General features: G+C 40.2%; 15 protein-coding genes. 5 read left to right on the plus strand and 10 right to left on the minus strand.

Translation table 11 applies throughout. The features are described 5' to 3' along the window. Nucleotides 1–147: 147 nt before the first annotated feature. The 6 genes from DEAC_RS02470 to DEAC_RS02495 form a co-directional block, all read right to left on the minus strand. Nucleotides 148–1,764: a (Fe-S)-binding protein gene (locus DEAC_RS02470; RefSeq protein WP_047808467.1), complete on the minus strand. Its 1,617-nt coding sequence runs from the start codon at nt 1,762–1,764 to the stop codon at nt 148–150. Between the two features lie 441 nt (nt 1,765–2,205). Continuing rightward, nucleotides 2,206–2,808: an FMN-dependent NADH-azoreductase gene (locus tag DEAC_RS02475; protein ID WP_047808468.1), complete on the minus strand. Its 603-nt coding sequence runs from the start codon at nt 2,806–2,808 to the stop codon at nt 2,206–2,208. Nucleotides 2,809–2,914: 106 nt separating this feature from the next. Then, nucleotides 2,915–4,663: an ABC transporter ATP-binding protein gene (locus tag DEAC_RS02480; protein ID WP_047808469.1), complete on the minus strand. Its 1,749-nt coding sequence runs from the start codon at nt 4,661–4,663 to the stop codon at nt 2,915–2,917. Nucleotides 4,664–4,761: 98 nt separating this feature from the next. Next, nucleotides 4,762–5,430 carry a bacillithiol biosynthesis deacetylase BshB2 gene (gene bshB2, locus DEAC_RS02485; protein ID WP_047808470.1) on the minus strand — a complete coding sequence of 223 codons (669 nt, stop codon included), beginning with the start codon at nt 5,428–5,430 and terminating at the stop codon, nt 4,762–4,764. Between the two features lie 84 nt (nt 5,431–5,514). Further along, entirely contained in the window at nt 5,515–5,865 is a 351-nt protein-coding gene (locus tag DEAC_RS02490; RefSeq protein ID WP_047808471.1) for a YojF family protein, read from the minus strand. 565 nt (nt 5,866–6,430) lie between these two features. After that, nucleotides 6,431–7,363 (minus strand): dimethylarginine dimethylaminohydrolase family protein, encoded by a 933-nt coding sequence (locus tag DEAC_RS02495; RefSeq protein ID WP_047808472.1) that lies wholly within the window; start codon nt 7,361–7,363, stop codon nt 6,431–6,433. A 72-nt stretch (nt 7,364–7,435) separates the two neighbouring features. Here DEAC_RS02495 and DEAC_RS24490 point away from each other — a divergent pair, with 72 nt between their 5' ends. Both DEAC_RS24490 and DEAC_RS02500 read left to right on the plus strand, forming a co-directional pair. Further along, nucleotides 7,436–7,564, plus strand: a complete 129-nt coding sequence (locus DEAC_RS24490; RefSeq protein ID WP_282434435.1) for a hypothetical protein — start codon at nt 7,436–7,438, stop codon at nt 7,562–7,564. A gap of 4 nt (nt 7,565–7,568) precedes the next feature. Further along, complete coding sequence (locus DEAC_RS02500) at nt 7,569–10,307, plus strand: HAMP domain-containing sensor histidine kinase (RefSeq protein WP_047808473.1); 2,739 nt, start codon at nt 7,569–7,571, stop codon at nt 10,305–10,307. A 46-nt stretch (nt 10,308–10,353) separates the two neighbouring features. Here the strand turns inward: DEAC_RS02500 and DEAC_RS02505 are convergent, their stop codons facing one another. Both DEAC_RS02505 and DEAC_RS02510 read right to left on the minus strand, forming a co-directional pair. Next, nucleotides 10,354–11,016: a response regulator transcription factor gene (locus DEAC_RS02505; protein WP_047808474.1), complete on the minus strand. Its 663-nt coding sequence runs from the start codon at nt 11,014–11,016 to the stop codon at nt 10,354–10,356. A gap of 67 nt (nt 11,017–11,083) precedes the next feature. Then, nucleotides 11,084–11,452, minus strand: coding sequence for an HU family DNA-binding protein (locus DEAC_RS02510; RefSeq protein WP_047808475.1), 369 nt, complete (start codon nt 11,450–11,452; stop codon nt 11,084–11,086). A 305-nt stretch (nt 11,453–11,757) separates the two neighbouring features. Here DEAC_RS02510 and DEAC_RS02515 point away from each other — a divergent pair, with 305 nt between their 5' ends. Continuing rightward, complete coding sequence (locus tag DEAC_RS02515) at nt 11,758–11,979, plus strand: hypothetical protein (RefSeq protein ID WP_047808476.1); 222 nt, start codon at nt 11,758–11,760, stop codon at nt 11,977–11,979. Nucleotides 11,980–12,040: 61 nt separating this feature from the next. Here the strand turns inward: DEAC_RS02515 and yyaC are convergent, their stop codons facing one another. Then, nucleotides 12,041–12,622: a spore protease YyaC gene (gene yyaC / locus DEAC_RS02520; protein ID WP_047808477.1), complete on the minus strand. Its 582-nt coding sequence runs from the start codon at nt 12,620–12,622 to the stop codon at nt 12,041–12,043. 280 nt (nt 12,623–12,902) lie between these two features. Here yyaC and DEAC_RS02525 point away from each other — a divergent pair, with 280 nt between their 5' ends. Continuing rightward, nucleotides 12,903–13,643, plus strand: coding sequence for a metallophosphoesterase family protein (locus tag DEAC_RS02525; protein ID WP_047808478.1), 741 nt, complete (start codon nt 12,903–12,905; stop codon nt 13,641–13,643). A 2-nt stretch (nt 13,644–13,645) separates the two neighbouring features. Continuing rightward, the gene (locus DEAC_RS02530) at nt 13,646–14,479 is read left to right on the plus strand and encodes a deoxyribonuclease IV (protein WP_047808479.1); all 834 of its coding nucleotides are present in this window, start codon (nt 13,646–13,648) and stop codon (nt 14,477–14,479) included. Nucleotides 14,480–14,593: 114 nt separating this feature from the next. Here DEAC_RS02530 and DEAC_RS02535 read toward each other — a convergent pair whose 3' ends face one another. After that, a complete protein-coding gene (locus DEAC_RS02535) occupies nt 14,594–14,986 on the minus strand; it encodes a hypothetical protein (protein WP_047808480.1) in 393 nt (130 codons plus the stop codon). Nucleotides 14,987–15,092: the final 106 nt, after the last annotated feature.

The raw sequence follows: 15,092 nt of genomic DNA on the forward strand, positions 1-15,092 counted from the left end.
TTTGCTTCACATATGGTACACGCTAGGTATGCGGCTAACATACAATTCAATAGGATTAAAACGCCTTCTGGAGTCGATTCGAGTAATCTGCTCCAGAAGGCGTTTGTTTAAATAGTCCCTTAAATAGTCCGCCGGAAAACGTTGAAATTATTCTTCTAAAAACTCCATAAACGGCTTTTTCATACTCACAAGAGCATTGACCATTAATTCTACTAAACCGCCATACTGAACATTGAACTTTGCCGTTGCTTCATAAAACTCCAGAATATCTCTAATTGCTCCTTTGCAGTTAGAACAAGGAGCGCATACATATTTAGGCTGATTGGAGTTCGCCATTGTATCCTGAAAGGCTCCAAGGATCTGATTAAACTTCATGCGCGAGCTTACTTTATTTCTCCATTCGCTGAAGTTGACGGAATTTGTAATGGCAAAGCCGCCGCCCCCGCCGCAACAATAATTATTTACTCCGTGAGGTGTCATTTCTCTAAACTGAGGGCAAATCTCCTTCAGGACATTGCGCTGTGGCTCAACAATTCCCATGCCCCGAACATAATTACAGGGGTCATGAAGGGTCACCGGGAAATTATTTCTGCTAGGGTCCAACTTTAAACGTTTGTCCTTCACCATATTCCAAAGCAGAGGCAGGCAGCTTTCCACCGGAATCTTGTCATCACCGTAAGTCATGCGATCGCCTACAATCATGGAAGCTTTATGAGCATGACCACATTCCGCAATAACAATTCGATTGACTCCCAGTTCTTTGGCAACTTTCATTTGCAGCAAGGCAAGCTTCTTGGCCTGAAAATCATCATACCATATACCGTAGTTTACATTATCATAGCCCGCAATTTCGCTGCTAAGTGTCCAGTCTATACCCGCTTCTTCAAAAAGAATGGCAAAAGCAATAGGGTTTTCAGGCCAAGCCATATATTCACCAGCATTGTGGATGAGAAGAATATCGGCACCTTTTTTGTCAATGGGGAATTTGATTTTATAACCATACTTTTCCTCGATATCCTCTTCCATAAATTCGATGGTATCTAAAAAAGCAGGCTTGGTAATTCCTGTCGATGAGCCTGTTTTAAGCTGCAGGACAGTACCTTTAGTGTGGAGAGGCAGAGGTGCAATGCCCATTTCTTGGCTGAAGATTTTACGAATCTCTTTGGTAAGAATAGAATTGTCTAAACCCAGGGGACAGGTTTGGGCACAACGGCGGCAAAGATTGCAGCGATAAGCTAATTCGCCGAGCCGGGCTATGGTTTCCCAGTTCACATCGATATCTGCGCCGACAAAACCTCCTAACAATTTCCCGCTTTTGGTAAAATATTTTTTTACGATTTTTCTTAGGACTTCGGAACGGAAAATTGGACGATATAGTTCATTTTTCCCTGATGCTTCGTAGATATGACATGCTGAGGAACAGGTATCACACTTGGCACAATATTCAAAGGACAATAAGAAGGGTTGAAGCGCCCCATTGTTACCATCCGAAAAACTTTTCTCTAAGCCGTTGAGAAACGTCTGAACGAATTTGTCCTCTTCTTCTTTAGTTTTTGGGCGTGTTAAGGTGTCAATTCCTACGTAGCCATCCAAAGAAGTACAGAATTTTTCTCTCCAGGCAGGTTTAGGATCCGTAAGCGGAGGTTCCATCCCCGGTTGATCATAAGGCGGCAGTAAAGGCATGAGCTGTCGGGGATTCACTCTGACTAGTTGTTCATCCGATCGTCCCATATCCTTGGGGCGTAAATTTTTGTGATCTATCATACTTGACTCTCCTCTTCCACAACGTTAACATTCAAAAACTCATGGTGAGGTTCTCGATGTCTTTTAGAATAATTTAGTTGGACTATGTAATCATTAAAAACTAATGTGTATGTGAATTAAGTGATAAAGTAAAAATGATAATGATATAGACAATAAATTAATAAGGCAACAGCTAACAAAAGATAAAATAAAGTGAAGCTTAGACCTCCTTTTTAGTTATTGTCATATGTTCTTTTGAGGTTAATTATACTAAATATTGGGCATATGTCAATTAGCCTGTTCTATTTATCCCCATTTTAAAAAGTCGATAATTCTAGAAGCCAGAAGAAAAATGCAAAAAGAAAAAGACATGCAATTAATGTCTGCATGTCTTTTTGATTAAGATAAATGAATAATAAAGGGTATCCACAAATAGACGTCCTTAAAATGTCCAGCACGTATTTAGAAATTTGCTGCGAGGTTTCGTGCCGCTTGGTGGCTTTGGTCGATGGCTTTTCGTAAATCATCGCCTTGTAATACATTTGCATTTTCGAGGAACAGGGATTCTACTTGATTTATGCCAAAAAAGCCAAGAATAGTTCTGACATATTTATCACTGAGATCGAATTCTTTAGCAGCTCCTTCGCTATAGACACCGCCTCGAGAGCTGATATGAACTGCTTTACGAGGCTTATCAGCAAGGAGCCCGATTGGCCCCTCTGCCGTGTATTTAAAGGAAACACCAACGTAAGAAACATAATCGAAATAAGCCTTTAAGATAGCTGGGATCCCAAGGTTCCACATGGGTGCAGCTATTACGTATTTATCAGCAGAGGCAAACTGATTGGCATAGTCAAGCGCCCTATTTTTCTCGCCGCTGAACATTTTTGCCAGAGTATCAGCATCCAAAGGTTTAATGTCTTCTTTGTAAAGATCTATGATGACGATTTCGGATTCTGGATTTTTCGTTTGATACTCCTGCACAAAGACATTTGCCAGAGTAAGAGTATTGGATTGCGAATCAGCTTTAGGATTGGCTTTAACATAGAGTAACTTTTGGGTCATAGATTGAACCGCCTTCTTTCCTGGAATTGCTGAATGTTTGCTTTGATAAAACCATTATTGATAAAATGCTCAAAAAAACATCCCCATATACAGGAAGATAGTTATATTACGTCGGCATTAATTCCAGACCTTCAAACTGCATATTATAGTAATGAGCGTAAATTCCGTTCTTTTCAATTAACTTCCTATGACTGCCCCTTTCTTGAATACCTTCATCGGTAACGACGATAATCTCGTCTGAATTTTTTATGGTACTTAATCTGTGAGCAATCACAATAGTAGTTCTATTAATTGATAGCTTTTCCAGCGATTTTTGAATATAGAGTTCACTTTCATTGTCGAGTGCCGAGGTAGCTTCATCTAGGATCAAGATCGGCGGGTTTTTTAAAAACACCCGAGCAATAGAAAGTCTTTGCTTTTGGCCGCCCGAGAGCCTGACGCCGCGTTCTCCGACATAAGTGTCATAGCCTTCTTCAAGTGACATGATAAACTCATGAATATTGGCGTTTTTCGCTGCCTCTATTATTTCAGCATCCGTTGCATCCATTTTTCCGTAAGCAATGTTCTTTTTAATGGAGCCGTCAAATAAATAGACATCCTGCTGCACAATGCCAATAGCATTTCTTAAAGATTTTAGAGTAATATCTCTAATGTCCTTTCCGTCGATCGTTATAGAACCTGAGGTTACATCATAAAACCTCGGCAAAAGTGAACATAAGGTTGTCTTGCCGCCACCGGAAGGCCCCACTAGAGCAACCGTTTTACCTGCTTTTATTGACAGGCTGACATGATTTAAAACATTATAGTCATCATTATAGCGGAAGGATACGTCTTTATATTCAATATCCCCAAAGACCTTGGTAAGAGGCTTAGCCGCTGGTTTATCAGAGATGTCCGGCTGGGTTTCCAATACTTCGACAAAACGTTTAAAACCTGCGTATCCTTTTTGAAACTGTTCAGTGAAGTTTATTAAGACATCAATAGGGTTAATAAAAATGTTAATGTAAAGAACATAGATCGCCAGATCCGTGATTTTGAGCGATCCTCGGGCGATAAATAAGCCGCCTGAGACAATGACGACGACGTAGAGTAATCCTTCAAAAAAAGAATCCCAAGCAAAAAATTTGCCCATAGTTTTGTAGGTTCTTATTTTGGAAACTAAGTACCCCTGATTACTTTGGCGAAATTTTTCGCGTTCTACGTCTTCATTAGCGAAGGATTTAACGACTCTGATCCCCGAAAGGCTGTCCTGGACGCTGGAATTAACGGTGGCAATTTTCACACGGTTATCTGTAAAGATAGGAGCCATTTTTATATTGTTATGGACGGTGTAGAGCACCATAATTATCGTCACAATTAATAAAATCAGTGTCATTTTGCTGTTGATCAGCATTAAGAGGATAAAGGAACCAAGGATTTTCAGAGCGGAGATAAAGAGGTTCTCCGGACCATGGTGCGCTAATTCAGAAATATCGAATAGGTCCGAGACAAGTTTAGACATCATTTCACCGGTATTATTTTTATCATAATAGGAGAAGGATAGACGCTGATAATGATCGAAGAGATCGTTCCTCATCGCGTTCTCCATCCTTGCTCCCATGACATGTCCCCAGGAAATGATGAAATACTGACAGAAATATTTGATAACATACATCGCTACTAAGGCTATACCGATAAAAGGTAAGGCATGTAGAATCGCAGGTGCATCCTGAGTAAAGAGAGTTTTAGTCAGGTAATTGAGTATTTGCGGAAAAGCCAGGTCAATGACCGATACAATGAGTGCGCAGAATAAATCAGTAAACAGAAGGAATTTATGAGGCTTATAATAGCCGATGAATTGTTTGAAGATATCCATAAATGCGACAGGTTCTCCTCTCAAGGTATAGGTATTTCACTGTAATCTACAGAAGAGACTCAGTCGTTGCTGCACGGCTGAGTCCTTTGAAGGCGTTTTCAAAAACACCGATAGGTCCAAAAAGATTCTCGTTGGAGCATGTGACTATAAGCGTTTTTCGTCGGTTCGTTAACTTCTGTCTTGTTATCACGGGGAAACATCACTTGGGATTGCGAGCGGTGCGCCAGGATGGCAGCGCATTTGACATCAGCAACTGCTGAAATATCGTTGACTATATCTGGCGGACCAATCACGTCTTGACAGTTTCGGGCAAAAGCATGGGCATAGATGGTAGGGCGATCTTGCGTAGAAAGACGAGATACAGCCTTGATGGTCAATTCCCCCAGGGCATTGTGATCCGGATGTACTGCATATCCGGGATAATGAGTAAGCACCAGAGATGGCTGAACTTCCCGGAGAATCTGTTCAATTCGGTTGACGATAGGTTCAGGGTCCTCAAACTCAATGGTTTTATCGCGTAAGCCAAGCTTGATTAAATGTTGAATCCCAATAGCTTTGCAAGCTTTCTCCAACTCTGCTTCCCGAATTTTAGACAATGTCTCTCGGTTAGCGAAAAAAGGGTTTCCCATGTTTCGCCCCATTTGCCCTAAGGTTCCGCATATATATGTGATCGGAATTCCTGATTTGGCAAAGAGTGCTAAAGTTCCGCCGCATCCAAAGGTTTCATCGTCTGGATGAGGAAAAACTACTAGAATGTGTTGGCCCAAAGAATGTTCCTCCCATGTTAATTTACTAATTAATTACAGCATCGAAGGTTCTACCCCCAAAAACAATTTGTATACTTTTGAAAGTTACAACTCAAAGGGCTCCATACTGAGTTCCAGAGCTACAGCCAGCCGCCCCTCTTCATCATGACCGGCGAGCAAAAGTTTTCCTTCTTGTCCCAGATCAAAATCGGTCAGCCCTTCGGCGTAAACCCAGCCGTCTTGCATCTTCAGTCCCACCCGATAGGGTCCTTCACCCGTGATGGTTCCCCGGATAAAAGAAATACGGCCATTGCGGATGTAGGCCCCTACTGTCATCTTGCTCTCTTGTCTATGTGCGGCATAGGCCCCATTGGTTGTCTCAAGGTGGAGATAAACCTCCCGATTGAGAAAACGGTCCAGCGCCGGTTGTACTATTGACCTATCGATTGGGTGCATGACTATCAACCACCTTAACTAAGGATCATTCTCGACTATTTTATATTATATAAAGTCTAACTTTCAGTTGCTTGCTTTCCTCTATCATAACTGTTGCTAACCTGCCGCTGGCCGTGGATGGCCGAGTGTCATGTTTTTTTTCATTATATACTGTTTGCCGAAGAATGAATAGTTTGGCCTCACTGTTTACAGAAACGTAGCCAAAAGCCCACGGTTTTAATCGTGGGATGAAGGCGGCTTCGTAATTTCATGTACATGTAAATGTCTTAGCACTATGATAAACTAGTATTAGTTTGATCTTTGAAAACTGGATAGAGTAAGAGGTTCTGATAGCTAATGCGTCTATCAGGTAAAACTCTATGTGTCGTCAAGAAAAAAGACGTTAAAACGATCGTTTTCAAAGAAACTGTGGTAGCTGGTAACAGGCTATCAGCCTAGAGTACCATTGTGTACTGCTCTAGGATGGGCTAATGGCATAGCCCTGAACTTGGGGTCATACTCCGATAGCAGAAATGTACTTCGGTTTAATCACCCAAGAATCCCATCGGCTTTAGCCGTGGGAGTGTCAAAAGGTGGTTCTCCATAGCCTTAAAGTCAGACAGCGAAGGCTGCCGCCGCCGGCTAAAAGAGCAGCGGGATGAAATTCATGGATTTGAACACCGCGTTCCTTCAACAACTTCTTTGTCTTAATAGTTAAAGCCAGATCATAGTGAATTAGTTTTTTAGGCTCTAAAGGGACAAAGCTGCAGCCCCAATTTCTTTGTTCTTCATCACTGATTGGTATCAGTTCTATAGACTTTCCCACTAAGTAGGTCTTAAAGTTAATTTCTTTTCTCGTTTGCCTATTAATTAAGTAAGCATGAAGAAATGCCGGGGGAAAATACAGCGCCAAGTCTTCACTTATTCTGTTAAAAATCATATCTGCATGCATATACCGGCGGGCTTGTGGTGCCTCAATATAAATGACTTCCGCAAAAATCGTCAGGGCTTTGCTGAAAAAACCCTCAATAGTATTGGGGCTTGATCGTTCGGTATTTACGATCATTAAGGTTGAGGGAGATAGTATTAAACAACCTTCAAACTGTTCCTGAGTTTTAAATTCATGAAAGATAGGTATACCAATATTTGTAAGGACTTCTTTAACGACCAGCTCTTCACCGGCCCTGGTACCGGGACACATTTCCGATAAAATGGCACCTTTGCTCGTGATGACAGCGGTATCGTGGAGATAGGGCAAATTGGGGAGCCTTGCCAACAAGTCTTTAGTTTGTCGGGCATAATCTCTCACAAGCAGGACTTCGACACCGTGTTCACGCAGCATCTGAGCATATTGTTCATGTTCTCTCAGGTATTGATCAACGTTGGGAACAAAATTGAACAAATGATACTTGTAATTCTCTTCAGAAACTGCAGAGAGGGATTCGATGGGGTTATGGAGTAAGACTTTTCTCAACCGGCCAAGTTCTTCGGTTCCAAACATCGTTTTCGACTCGCTCATTCTTCACACCCTAATTTGCAGTATTTGTTAATCTCTATTATTTACCACCGTCCAATTTAGATACTTGGGAGCGTGGCGAATCTGATTTTGGAAGCAATTTACCAGGGTGATACCATGAAAATCTTGCAGGAAATATTAGAAAAACGCAGAATTGACAGAGGTCCCACCTATGCCTTTGTGGTAATAGGAGCGAAAGGATAAGTCTATGTTAAAAAAGCCAATCAGATTAAACATTACTCAAAAGTTCGCCGTTTTTTTAGTATTGTCCTGTGTACTTCCTTTGGCTCTTTTAGGCAGGATGTCTTATGTGAAAACGAAAGCGGCTATGACAAACGAAATGACCATGTCTGCGCAAAACTTGATGACCGAGAAACAGCGCAGCTTGGATGTTCTGACAGATAATATTGAAGGGTTGTTCGCTAACATATCAAGCATTGACTTTATCAAGAGAGTGTTGGCGAAGGATGAAAAAAAGGTCTCTGAGCAGGAGAGACAAAGGACACAAATCATGATAAATTCTATTCTTGGCAGTTTCACCAATCTTAAAGGTCTCGTTTCGATTGATCTTTTTTCGTTAAACGGCCAGCATTATCATGCCGGGGATATTTTGGGCGGACAAAAAATTAATCAAAAGGCCTTGGCCGCTTTATATCAAAAGGTCTTGAACTCTAAAACCCCGATTCTTTGGCAGGGCATTGAAGATAATATTAACCTTCAATCAAGCTCTAAAAAGGTTATTGTTATCGGGACAATTCTTAAAACGATTGATCCAAATTCTCTCAAAGAAAAGCCCGTTGGTTTGCTTGTGTTGAATTATAATATTGATGTTTTCTACAAACATTTTACGAGCACTTATAATGATACGGAGTATTTGATTCTGGATAAGGAAAACAGGATCGTTTACAGCTCAAATAAGTCTGAACTCGGCAGTAAGATGAACGGCGATCTATTGCGAAGCGTTAATGCTGGTTCCGGAAGTTTTAAAACATATTTCGATGGCGATGATAAGGTGGTCCTTTATGAAAAATCAAAGAGGAACTCCTGGATCCTTCTGTCACTGATCTCGGAACAAAGCATTATTAACAAAATAAAAGATACAAGTTTGGGAATGCTTTTCGGCATTTCTATAATTCTTGTATTCCTTTCTGCTTTCCTTATTGGCAGGATATTTGTCAGTCGCATTAAGAAAGTAACGAATTATTTTAAGGAAATCCAAGAAGGCAGCATTGATTTTAAAACTCGCTTACCTGTTACATTAGGCGACGAAATGGGAGAATTGTATAGATGGTTTAATGTATTTTTGGAAAGTCTCGAACAAAAACAAAAGACGGAAGAAGAATTGGTCAAGGCCAAGGAAGTTGCTGAAGCAGCGAACAGAGCTAAAAGTCAGTTTCTAGCCAATATGTCCCACGAAATAAGGACTCCTATGAATGGGATTATTGGTTATATTGAGCTCCTCTCCGCCATGCCTTTGGAAAGAGAACAGGCAAGTTATATAGCTGAGGTTAAAGCGTCAACGGACGCGCTTCTTGTGCTGGTTAATGATATTTTGGATTACTCGAAGATCGAAGCCGGTAAAATGTTGATTGACAACATTCCCTTTAACTTGCACAGACTAATCGAAGACGCCGTTTCTTTATTTTCGCCGAAAGCCCATGGTAAAGGAATTGAAATTCTATCCTTTATTGCGGCAGGAGTTCCCAGTCAAGTTCAAGGAGATCCGGCCAGATTGCGGCAAGTCATGAATAATATTATCGGTAATGCTGTTAAATTTACTGACCAGGGCGAAGTGACTCTCAAAGCAAGAGCGCTCAAGGAAGATGACGATAAGGTCCTTTTGCAAATTGATGTTCAGGATACCGGCATAGGCATTTCTGAGGAGGATATGCAGCGGTTATTCCAAGTATTCACTCAGGCTGATGCTTCCACAACAAGAAAGTACGAAGGAACCGGGCTTGGGCTTGCTATATCCCGTAGGATCATGGACCTTATGGGTGGGAGCATTTCAGTAGATAGTCAGATCAACAAAGGCAGCACCTTTACCATAACTCTCGAGATGAAAAAAAGTAAAATCATCATTGGGAATGAAAAGCACCAACTTCTGTACACCAGCTTAAAGGGATTAAAGATCATGATTGTTGATGACAATGAGAGCAATAGAATGATCTTTAGGGAATACTTGAAAGAATTCGGTTGTGAGATCATAAGTGTTACAAATGGTAGAGAGGGTCTTGAGTTTCTTCAGGGGCTGGATGATGAGAATTTATTACCTCAGTTTATTCTTGTTGATTATATGATGCCCGGAATGAATGGCCTTGAATTTGGCCAACAGGTGATGGAAGATAAAAAGTTCAGCCATATCAAGCTGATTTTACTTAATTCTGCTGTTCTGCAAGGTGAAGCAAGATTAACCAAGACAATGGGCTTTTATGGCTATATTTCCAAGCCTGTCCGAAAGCTGGAGCTGCTTGATGCAATTTCTGGTTTTGCCTTTCCAAAAGCTGCCGCAGCGAAGGAGGAGCAAGTTAGGCCCTATACTATCATGGAAGACCGGCAACAAGCTTCAGATATTTCCATCCTGCTTGTCGAGGATAAGGTGATCAATCAACGGTTGGAAATGATTATGCTGAATAAGCTTGGCTTTTCTGCAGATTTAGCAAGCAATGGGAAGCAGGCTGTAGAACTATGTGATACTAAAACATACAATATCATTCTTATGGATTGTCAAATGCCTGTAATGGATGGCTACGAAGCAACGGGTAAAATAAGAAAATTGAGTTTATTCAACAAGAACTCTCCTGTTATTGCAATGACCGCCCATGCTATGGGAGGCGATCGAGATAAATGCCTTGCAGCAGGAATGAATGATTATATCAGTAAACCAATTACTCTAGTTATGCTCAAGGAGAAAATTAACAAGTATTTACAAGCCGAAGATAATTGAATTACTCCTTTTTGTTCAACTTTAGGATTACATAGACGTGGGGGTCTTAAAAGCCGGATAAATTTTTGAGAGCGAATACTGCGAGTTGTGTTCTATCCTTAAGGTGAAGTTTAGAGATTATCGTGGTAATTATATTTTTAACGGTCCCTTCAGCAATGAACAGGGAGGCGCTTATTTCTTTGTTATCTTTTCCCTCAACAATCATTTGGACAATATCTAATTCTCGATCTGTTAGCTTTATATCAATTCCCTCAATGGTTACTTGGTTGTGTCGTAGCATATTGGTTTCTCCTGAAGAGCCGGCGAATGTTTCGGGTTTAAAAACATCCTTGTGAATAATTTGCAGGCCAAGATATGTACTTTTTATCGAAAGAATTAATTCTTCAGTTCCAACTGTTTTGAGAATATAACCGTCTGCCCCATTCATTATAGCTTGTGAAACATCGTTTTCGTCGTCAGAGGCAGTAACTATTAGAACTTTTATGCTGGGATATTTAGATTTGATTAATTTAGTTGCTTCGGTTCCATTGTATAAAGGCATCGAGATGTCCATAAGTACAACATCCGGTTTAAGTTTAGCACATAATTCGATGGCCTCTTTGCCATTAGCAGCACATGCTACAACCTGCATCTCGCTATTTTTTTCGATAATCGTTTTGAAGCTTTCCCTTAAGAGCTTTTGATCATCTGCTATTAAAACTTTCAACATTATTACCTCTTTATATGTATCAAGATAATCAATTTTTCCAAATTGAAATAGGTTAGCCATAGAATTATTATCTGATATCGATACCGTGATACGCAAAGAAAGCTGTTATTTCCTGAACAGCATTTTCATAAATGATAAAAAGATCATTTAATTGGGATTGCAGAGATAGAATATCGCAGCTGTTCTTTAAGGTCTTACTTATTTTGCAAGTTTGTTCATATAGGTCTAAAATCTTAAAGTTTGCTGATATTCCCTTGATGTTATGGTTAATCCGTTGAAGTTCCTCAACGTTATTGCTTATTAAAACGTTTTCTGCTTTAGACAATTCGTCTTTGATTTCTTTAATAAACTCAGAGAAAAGCTCGGCTGTATCTTTTAAAGGAAGTCCGAGCTCATCTGAAAAACCTTTAAGATCGTACCTACAGGGGGAGTTCATAAAGGCACTCCTTTTAATCGATTTAATTTTAGTATACCTCAATATACGACAATGTGTAATATAATTTTTCTTTAACCCTACAAAATTGTGCTTTTGGCATACTGTTTTTGTGCTATTAGTCACTTCTCAAGATCCATAAATTTAAGTATGCTTAAAGGGCCAGTACTCTGAGATGAAATCAGAATTTACGGCCTTCTTACTTCTTAAGCGGCTTAAAACAAGTTCAGGTTCAATAAATTATTTTAAGTTAGTTCTATTTGACTGTTTACTTAGCATTTAGTTTAAGTAAACTAAGGAGGATAAGAATGGAGATTCAGGCAGAGGATCTAAAAAATTTAATTGAAGAAGGCTCAAAGCTTTTAGAAATGGGCTGCAAAGTTCAAGACTGCAGATGCATCTATTGGTTTCTGCGAGGGAAATCAACGCTGGATCAACTTGGCTTAGAATCGGAACTATTAGATAGATTCAGATACAGTAAAGAGCTCGAAGAAAGGGTTAATATCTTACAGTCAGTTTCGGGTTTATAAATCCCCCTCTTGACATTAAGCAGAAATTTGTGAGTGGAGGGGGCCTTTGTTAACTTCAGCCTTAGCTGAACGAGTTCACGTTTGTATGTGCTCCAGAGCAGACTGGTATTGCCCGCCAAATTAAATGGGTAATATCAGCAGCGAGTTTCATAACCGTATGTAGACGGGTTCCTTGCAAAACTTGAAATTCAAAAAAACCTCCGACATTCACAACCCCCAAAATAGAAATATCACCTACTAAGGGCAAATTTTTGTGTACTGCAGAACCAGGGGTTAAGGGAAAATCAGCGAGGGTGATCATGCCAATATCTTCAGTCTTACCGAGGCAGGCATCAATAGCAATAACTATATCGGGCCGCTGAATCGCCAGAACGTTATTGATTTCTGAAATTAAATTTTGCGCGTGCAGGGGTTCGGCTAATGTCCCTAATACTGTATACCCTAAACGCTTTAAATTTGTGCCGACCAGTGGTCCCAGACAATCACCCGTTGCTCGGTCCGTACCTATACAGGCGAAGAGAACCTTTTTCCCAAAGGAAAGTTCATTTAACGTGGAGATGAATGACTGTCTTTCGCCAAAATTATAGACAAGGGAATTAACTGAGACAAATGTTTTTCTTGAAAGCTCTGGAATTATTTCCACCTCCCCCGAATTTAATACCTAATCTATCCCGTTTATTTTCAGCGATATGACATAACAGTAATAAAAAAGGGAGCACATAAAGCCCTTATTAATCATTGTATAGTTAAGAATAAAATATATTCCTGGAGAAAAGAAAATTGGCAAACGAAGAAAAAATGTGGGGATGGCTTATTGTTCACAGCAGTAATGCCTGTCCCCACGTTTTGTTATCCCAAATACTTCTATGTAACTATAAAAAGGTGTAAAGTAAGTAGTATAAAAGATGATGCAAGGAGACAATATGGATAGAATTGCAATAATATCGGATATTCATGGTAATATGCCTGCTTTAGAAGCGGTTTTGGCTGATATCAAGAACAAGAATATTCGGATCATTTACTGCCTGGGTGATTTAGCAGGGAAGGGACCTAACCCGGCAGAAGCAGTCGATACTATTAGGGAAAACTGCGAAGTCGTCATTAAAGGCAACTGGGATCATTTTTTAACTGAACAAAAAGGGCAGGAAGTATTAACCTGGCATCAGAGCAGGCTGGGAGCAGAACGTTTAAAGTATCTGAGAGACTTGCCGATGTACAAAGAATTTTATATTAGCGGTAAGCTCCTAAGGCTCTGTCATGCTTCCCCTAATGATCTTTTTCATAGAGTTTACCTTTCTACGAAGCGCCGGGAACGACTAAAACTATTTGAAGCCACTCCTACCCTTGATATCGAAGCAGATGTGGTTGGATATGGAGATATTCATGGTGCTCACGTCGATTATTTCGCAGGAAAGACAATTTTTAATGTTGGAAGTGTGGGTAATCCTCTTGATATAACCCAAGCTTCTTATGGCATAATTGAAGGAATATTAAATAGCAAACATCCATCCTCATTTACTATAGCTCTTGTAAGAGTACCGTATGATATCGATCTGGCTGTTAACCAGGCCGGATTAACCGACATGCCTGAGAAACAGGAATACATTAAGGAATTAAAGACAGGGATTTATCGCGGTCTAACCAAACATAAGAAAGAAGGATAACTATGCTGAACATTGGCTGCCATCTTTCAATTTCCAAAGGATTTAAGGCGATTGGAAATGAGGCACTTAAAATCAACGCTAATACCTTTCAATTTTTCACCCGTAATCCAAGAGGGAGCAAAGCCAAAGAAATTGATCCCAGAGATGTTGAGGGATTACTTAAGATAATCCTGGAAAGTCAATTTGCGCCAATTTTGGCTCACGCTCCTTACACTCTTAATGCCTGCTCGCCGGAAGGAAGAGTGAGAGAATTTGCGTCAGAAGTAATGGCTGACGATCTGATGCGAATGGAATATATACCGGGCAACCTGTACAATTTTCATCCGGGCAGCCATGGAGGACAAGGTAGTGACATTGGTATTCAACAAATAATTGACCAACTTAATAATCTCCTAAAGCCAGAGCAGACAACTACAGTACTGCTAGAAACCATGGCGGGCAAAGGCACAGAGATGGGCCGAACTTTTGAGGAGATCAAGCAGATTTTAGAGGGTGTAACCCTCTCTGAAAAAATGGGTGTTTGCTTAGATACTTGTCATGTTTATGATGCCGGGTACGATATTGTCAATGACCTTGACGGTGTGCTTACTTCCTTTGACAAAGTTATCGGTTTGGAGAGACTGTATGCCATTCATCTTAATGATAGTATGAATCCAAAGAGCAGCCATAAAGATCGCCATGCCAAAATTGGTGAAGGGTCGATTGGTCTGGAAGCCATAACTCGAGTTATCAATCATCCCCAACTCCGTCATCTGCCCTTTTTCCTTGAAACACCAAACGATACAGACGGTTACGCTCAAGAGATAGCCCTATTGAGAGATCTTTATAAGGAATAATATTAGAGAGTTTACGAAGGATCCACCCCCACTTATAGAAGTGGGGGCCTTAAAAACAAGATCAAACATGCCCACGACGAAGATGCTTTGTCGTGGGCATGTTTGATCTTGTTTTTATTTAGGACCCGAAATCATTAATAAAACGTCTTTATTCGTTTGGCGCGGCAGTAAGGCGATGGTATGATTGTTTTTCTGGGCAACGAGGCTTGCGGGCTTTTTGTCTTTCGTATAACTCCAGCTTAGAGTCCAGCCATCGTTTTTGAGGATATCCCCATATCCCGTTAATACTTTATCGACGGTTGTATTTTTAATTAAATACCTGGCGGTTTGACTCTGATCGATTTGGGTTAAGCCCTGATACTGCATATTGTTATAAGCCGGAAAATATGAGAATTCTTTCATATAGGTAACCGTATTTTGAGAAGTGTCAGATGGCGTTTTTGAATTACAGGCGGTTAATCCAACCACCAGAAGAAAAAGAAGAATAAACGTTGCTATTTTTTTCATCCTCAGTCACCTCAATAACTATTTTTTTCAATACTATTTTAATACATTCTTTAATGATTACAAAATTAAATACATGCATTTTTACAAGCGTCAAAAATTCATATAT

This window comes from Desulfosporosinus acididurans, from assembly GCF_001029285.1.
GTDB lineage: Bacteria > Bacillota > Desulfitobacteriia > Desulfitobacteriales > Desulfitobacteriaceae > Desulfosporosinus > Desulfosporosinus acididurans.

Bases quoted from the DNA above. Each gene is read 5' to 3' on its own strand.
- DEAC_RS02470 (WP_047808467.1), bottom strand. From the start codon at position 1,764: ATGATAGATCACAAAAATTTACGCCCCAAGGATATGGGACGATCGGAT.
- DEAC_RS02475 (WP_047808468.1), bottom strand. From the start codon at position 2,808: ATGACCCAAAAGTTACTCTATGTTAAAGCCAATCCTAAAGCTGATTCG.
- DEAC_RS02480 (WP_047808469.1), bottom strand. From the start codon at position 4,663: ATGGATATCTTCAAACAATTCATCGGCTATTATAAGCCTCATAAATTC.
- DEAC_RS02490 (WP_047808471.1), bottom strand. From the start codon at position 5,865: ATGCACCCAATCGATAGGTCAATAGTACAACCGGCGCTGGACCGTTTT.
- DEAC_RS02495 (WP_047808472.1), bottom strand. From the start codon at position 7,363: ATGAGCGAGTCGAAAACGATGTTTGGAACCGAAGAACTTGGCCGGTTG.
- DEAC_RS02500 (WP_047808473.1), top strand. From the start codon at position 7,569: ATGTTAAAAAAGCCAATCAGATTAAACATTACTCAAAAGTTCGCCGTT.
- DEAC_RS02505 (WP_047808474.1), bottom strand. From the start codon at position 11,016: ATGTTGAAAGTTTTAATAGCAGATGATCAAAAGCTCTTAAGGGAAAGC.
- DEAC_RS02510 (WP_047808475.1), bottom strand. From the start codon at position 11,452: ATGAACTCCCCCTGTAGGTACGATCTTAAAGGTTTTTCAGATGAGCTC.
- DEAC_RS02515 (WP_047808476.1), top strand. From the start codon at position 11,758: ATGGAGATTCAGGCAGAGGATCTAAAAAATTTAATTGAAGAAGGCTCA.
- DEAC_RS02525 (WP_047808478.1), top strand. From the start codon at position 12,903: ATGGATAGAATTGCAATAATATCGGATATTCATGGTAATATGCCTGCT.
- DEAC_RS02530 (WP_047808479.1), top strand. From the start codon at position 13,646: ATGCTGAACATTGGCTGCCATCTTTCAATTTCCAAAGGATTTAAGGCG.
- DEAC_RS02535 (WP_047808480.1), bottom strand. From the start codon at position 14,986: ATGAAAAAAATAGCAACGTTTATTCTTCTTTTTCTTCTGGTGGTTGGA.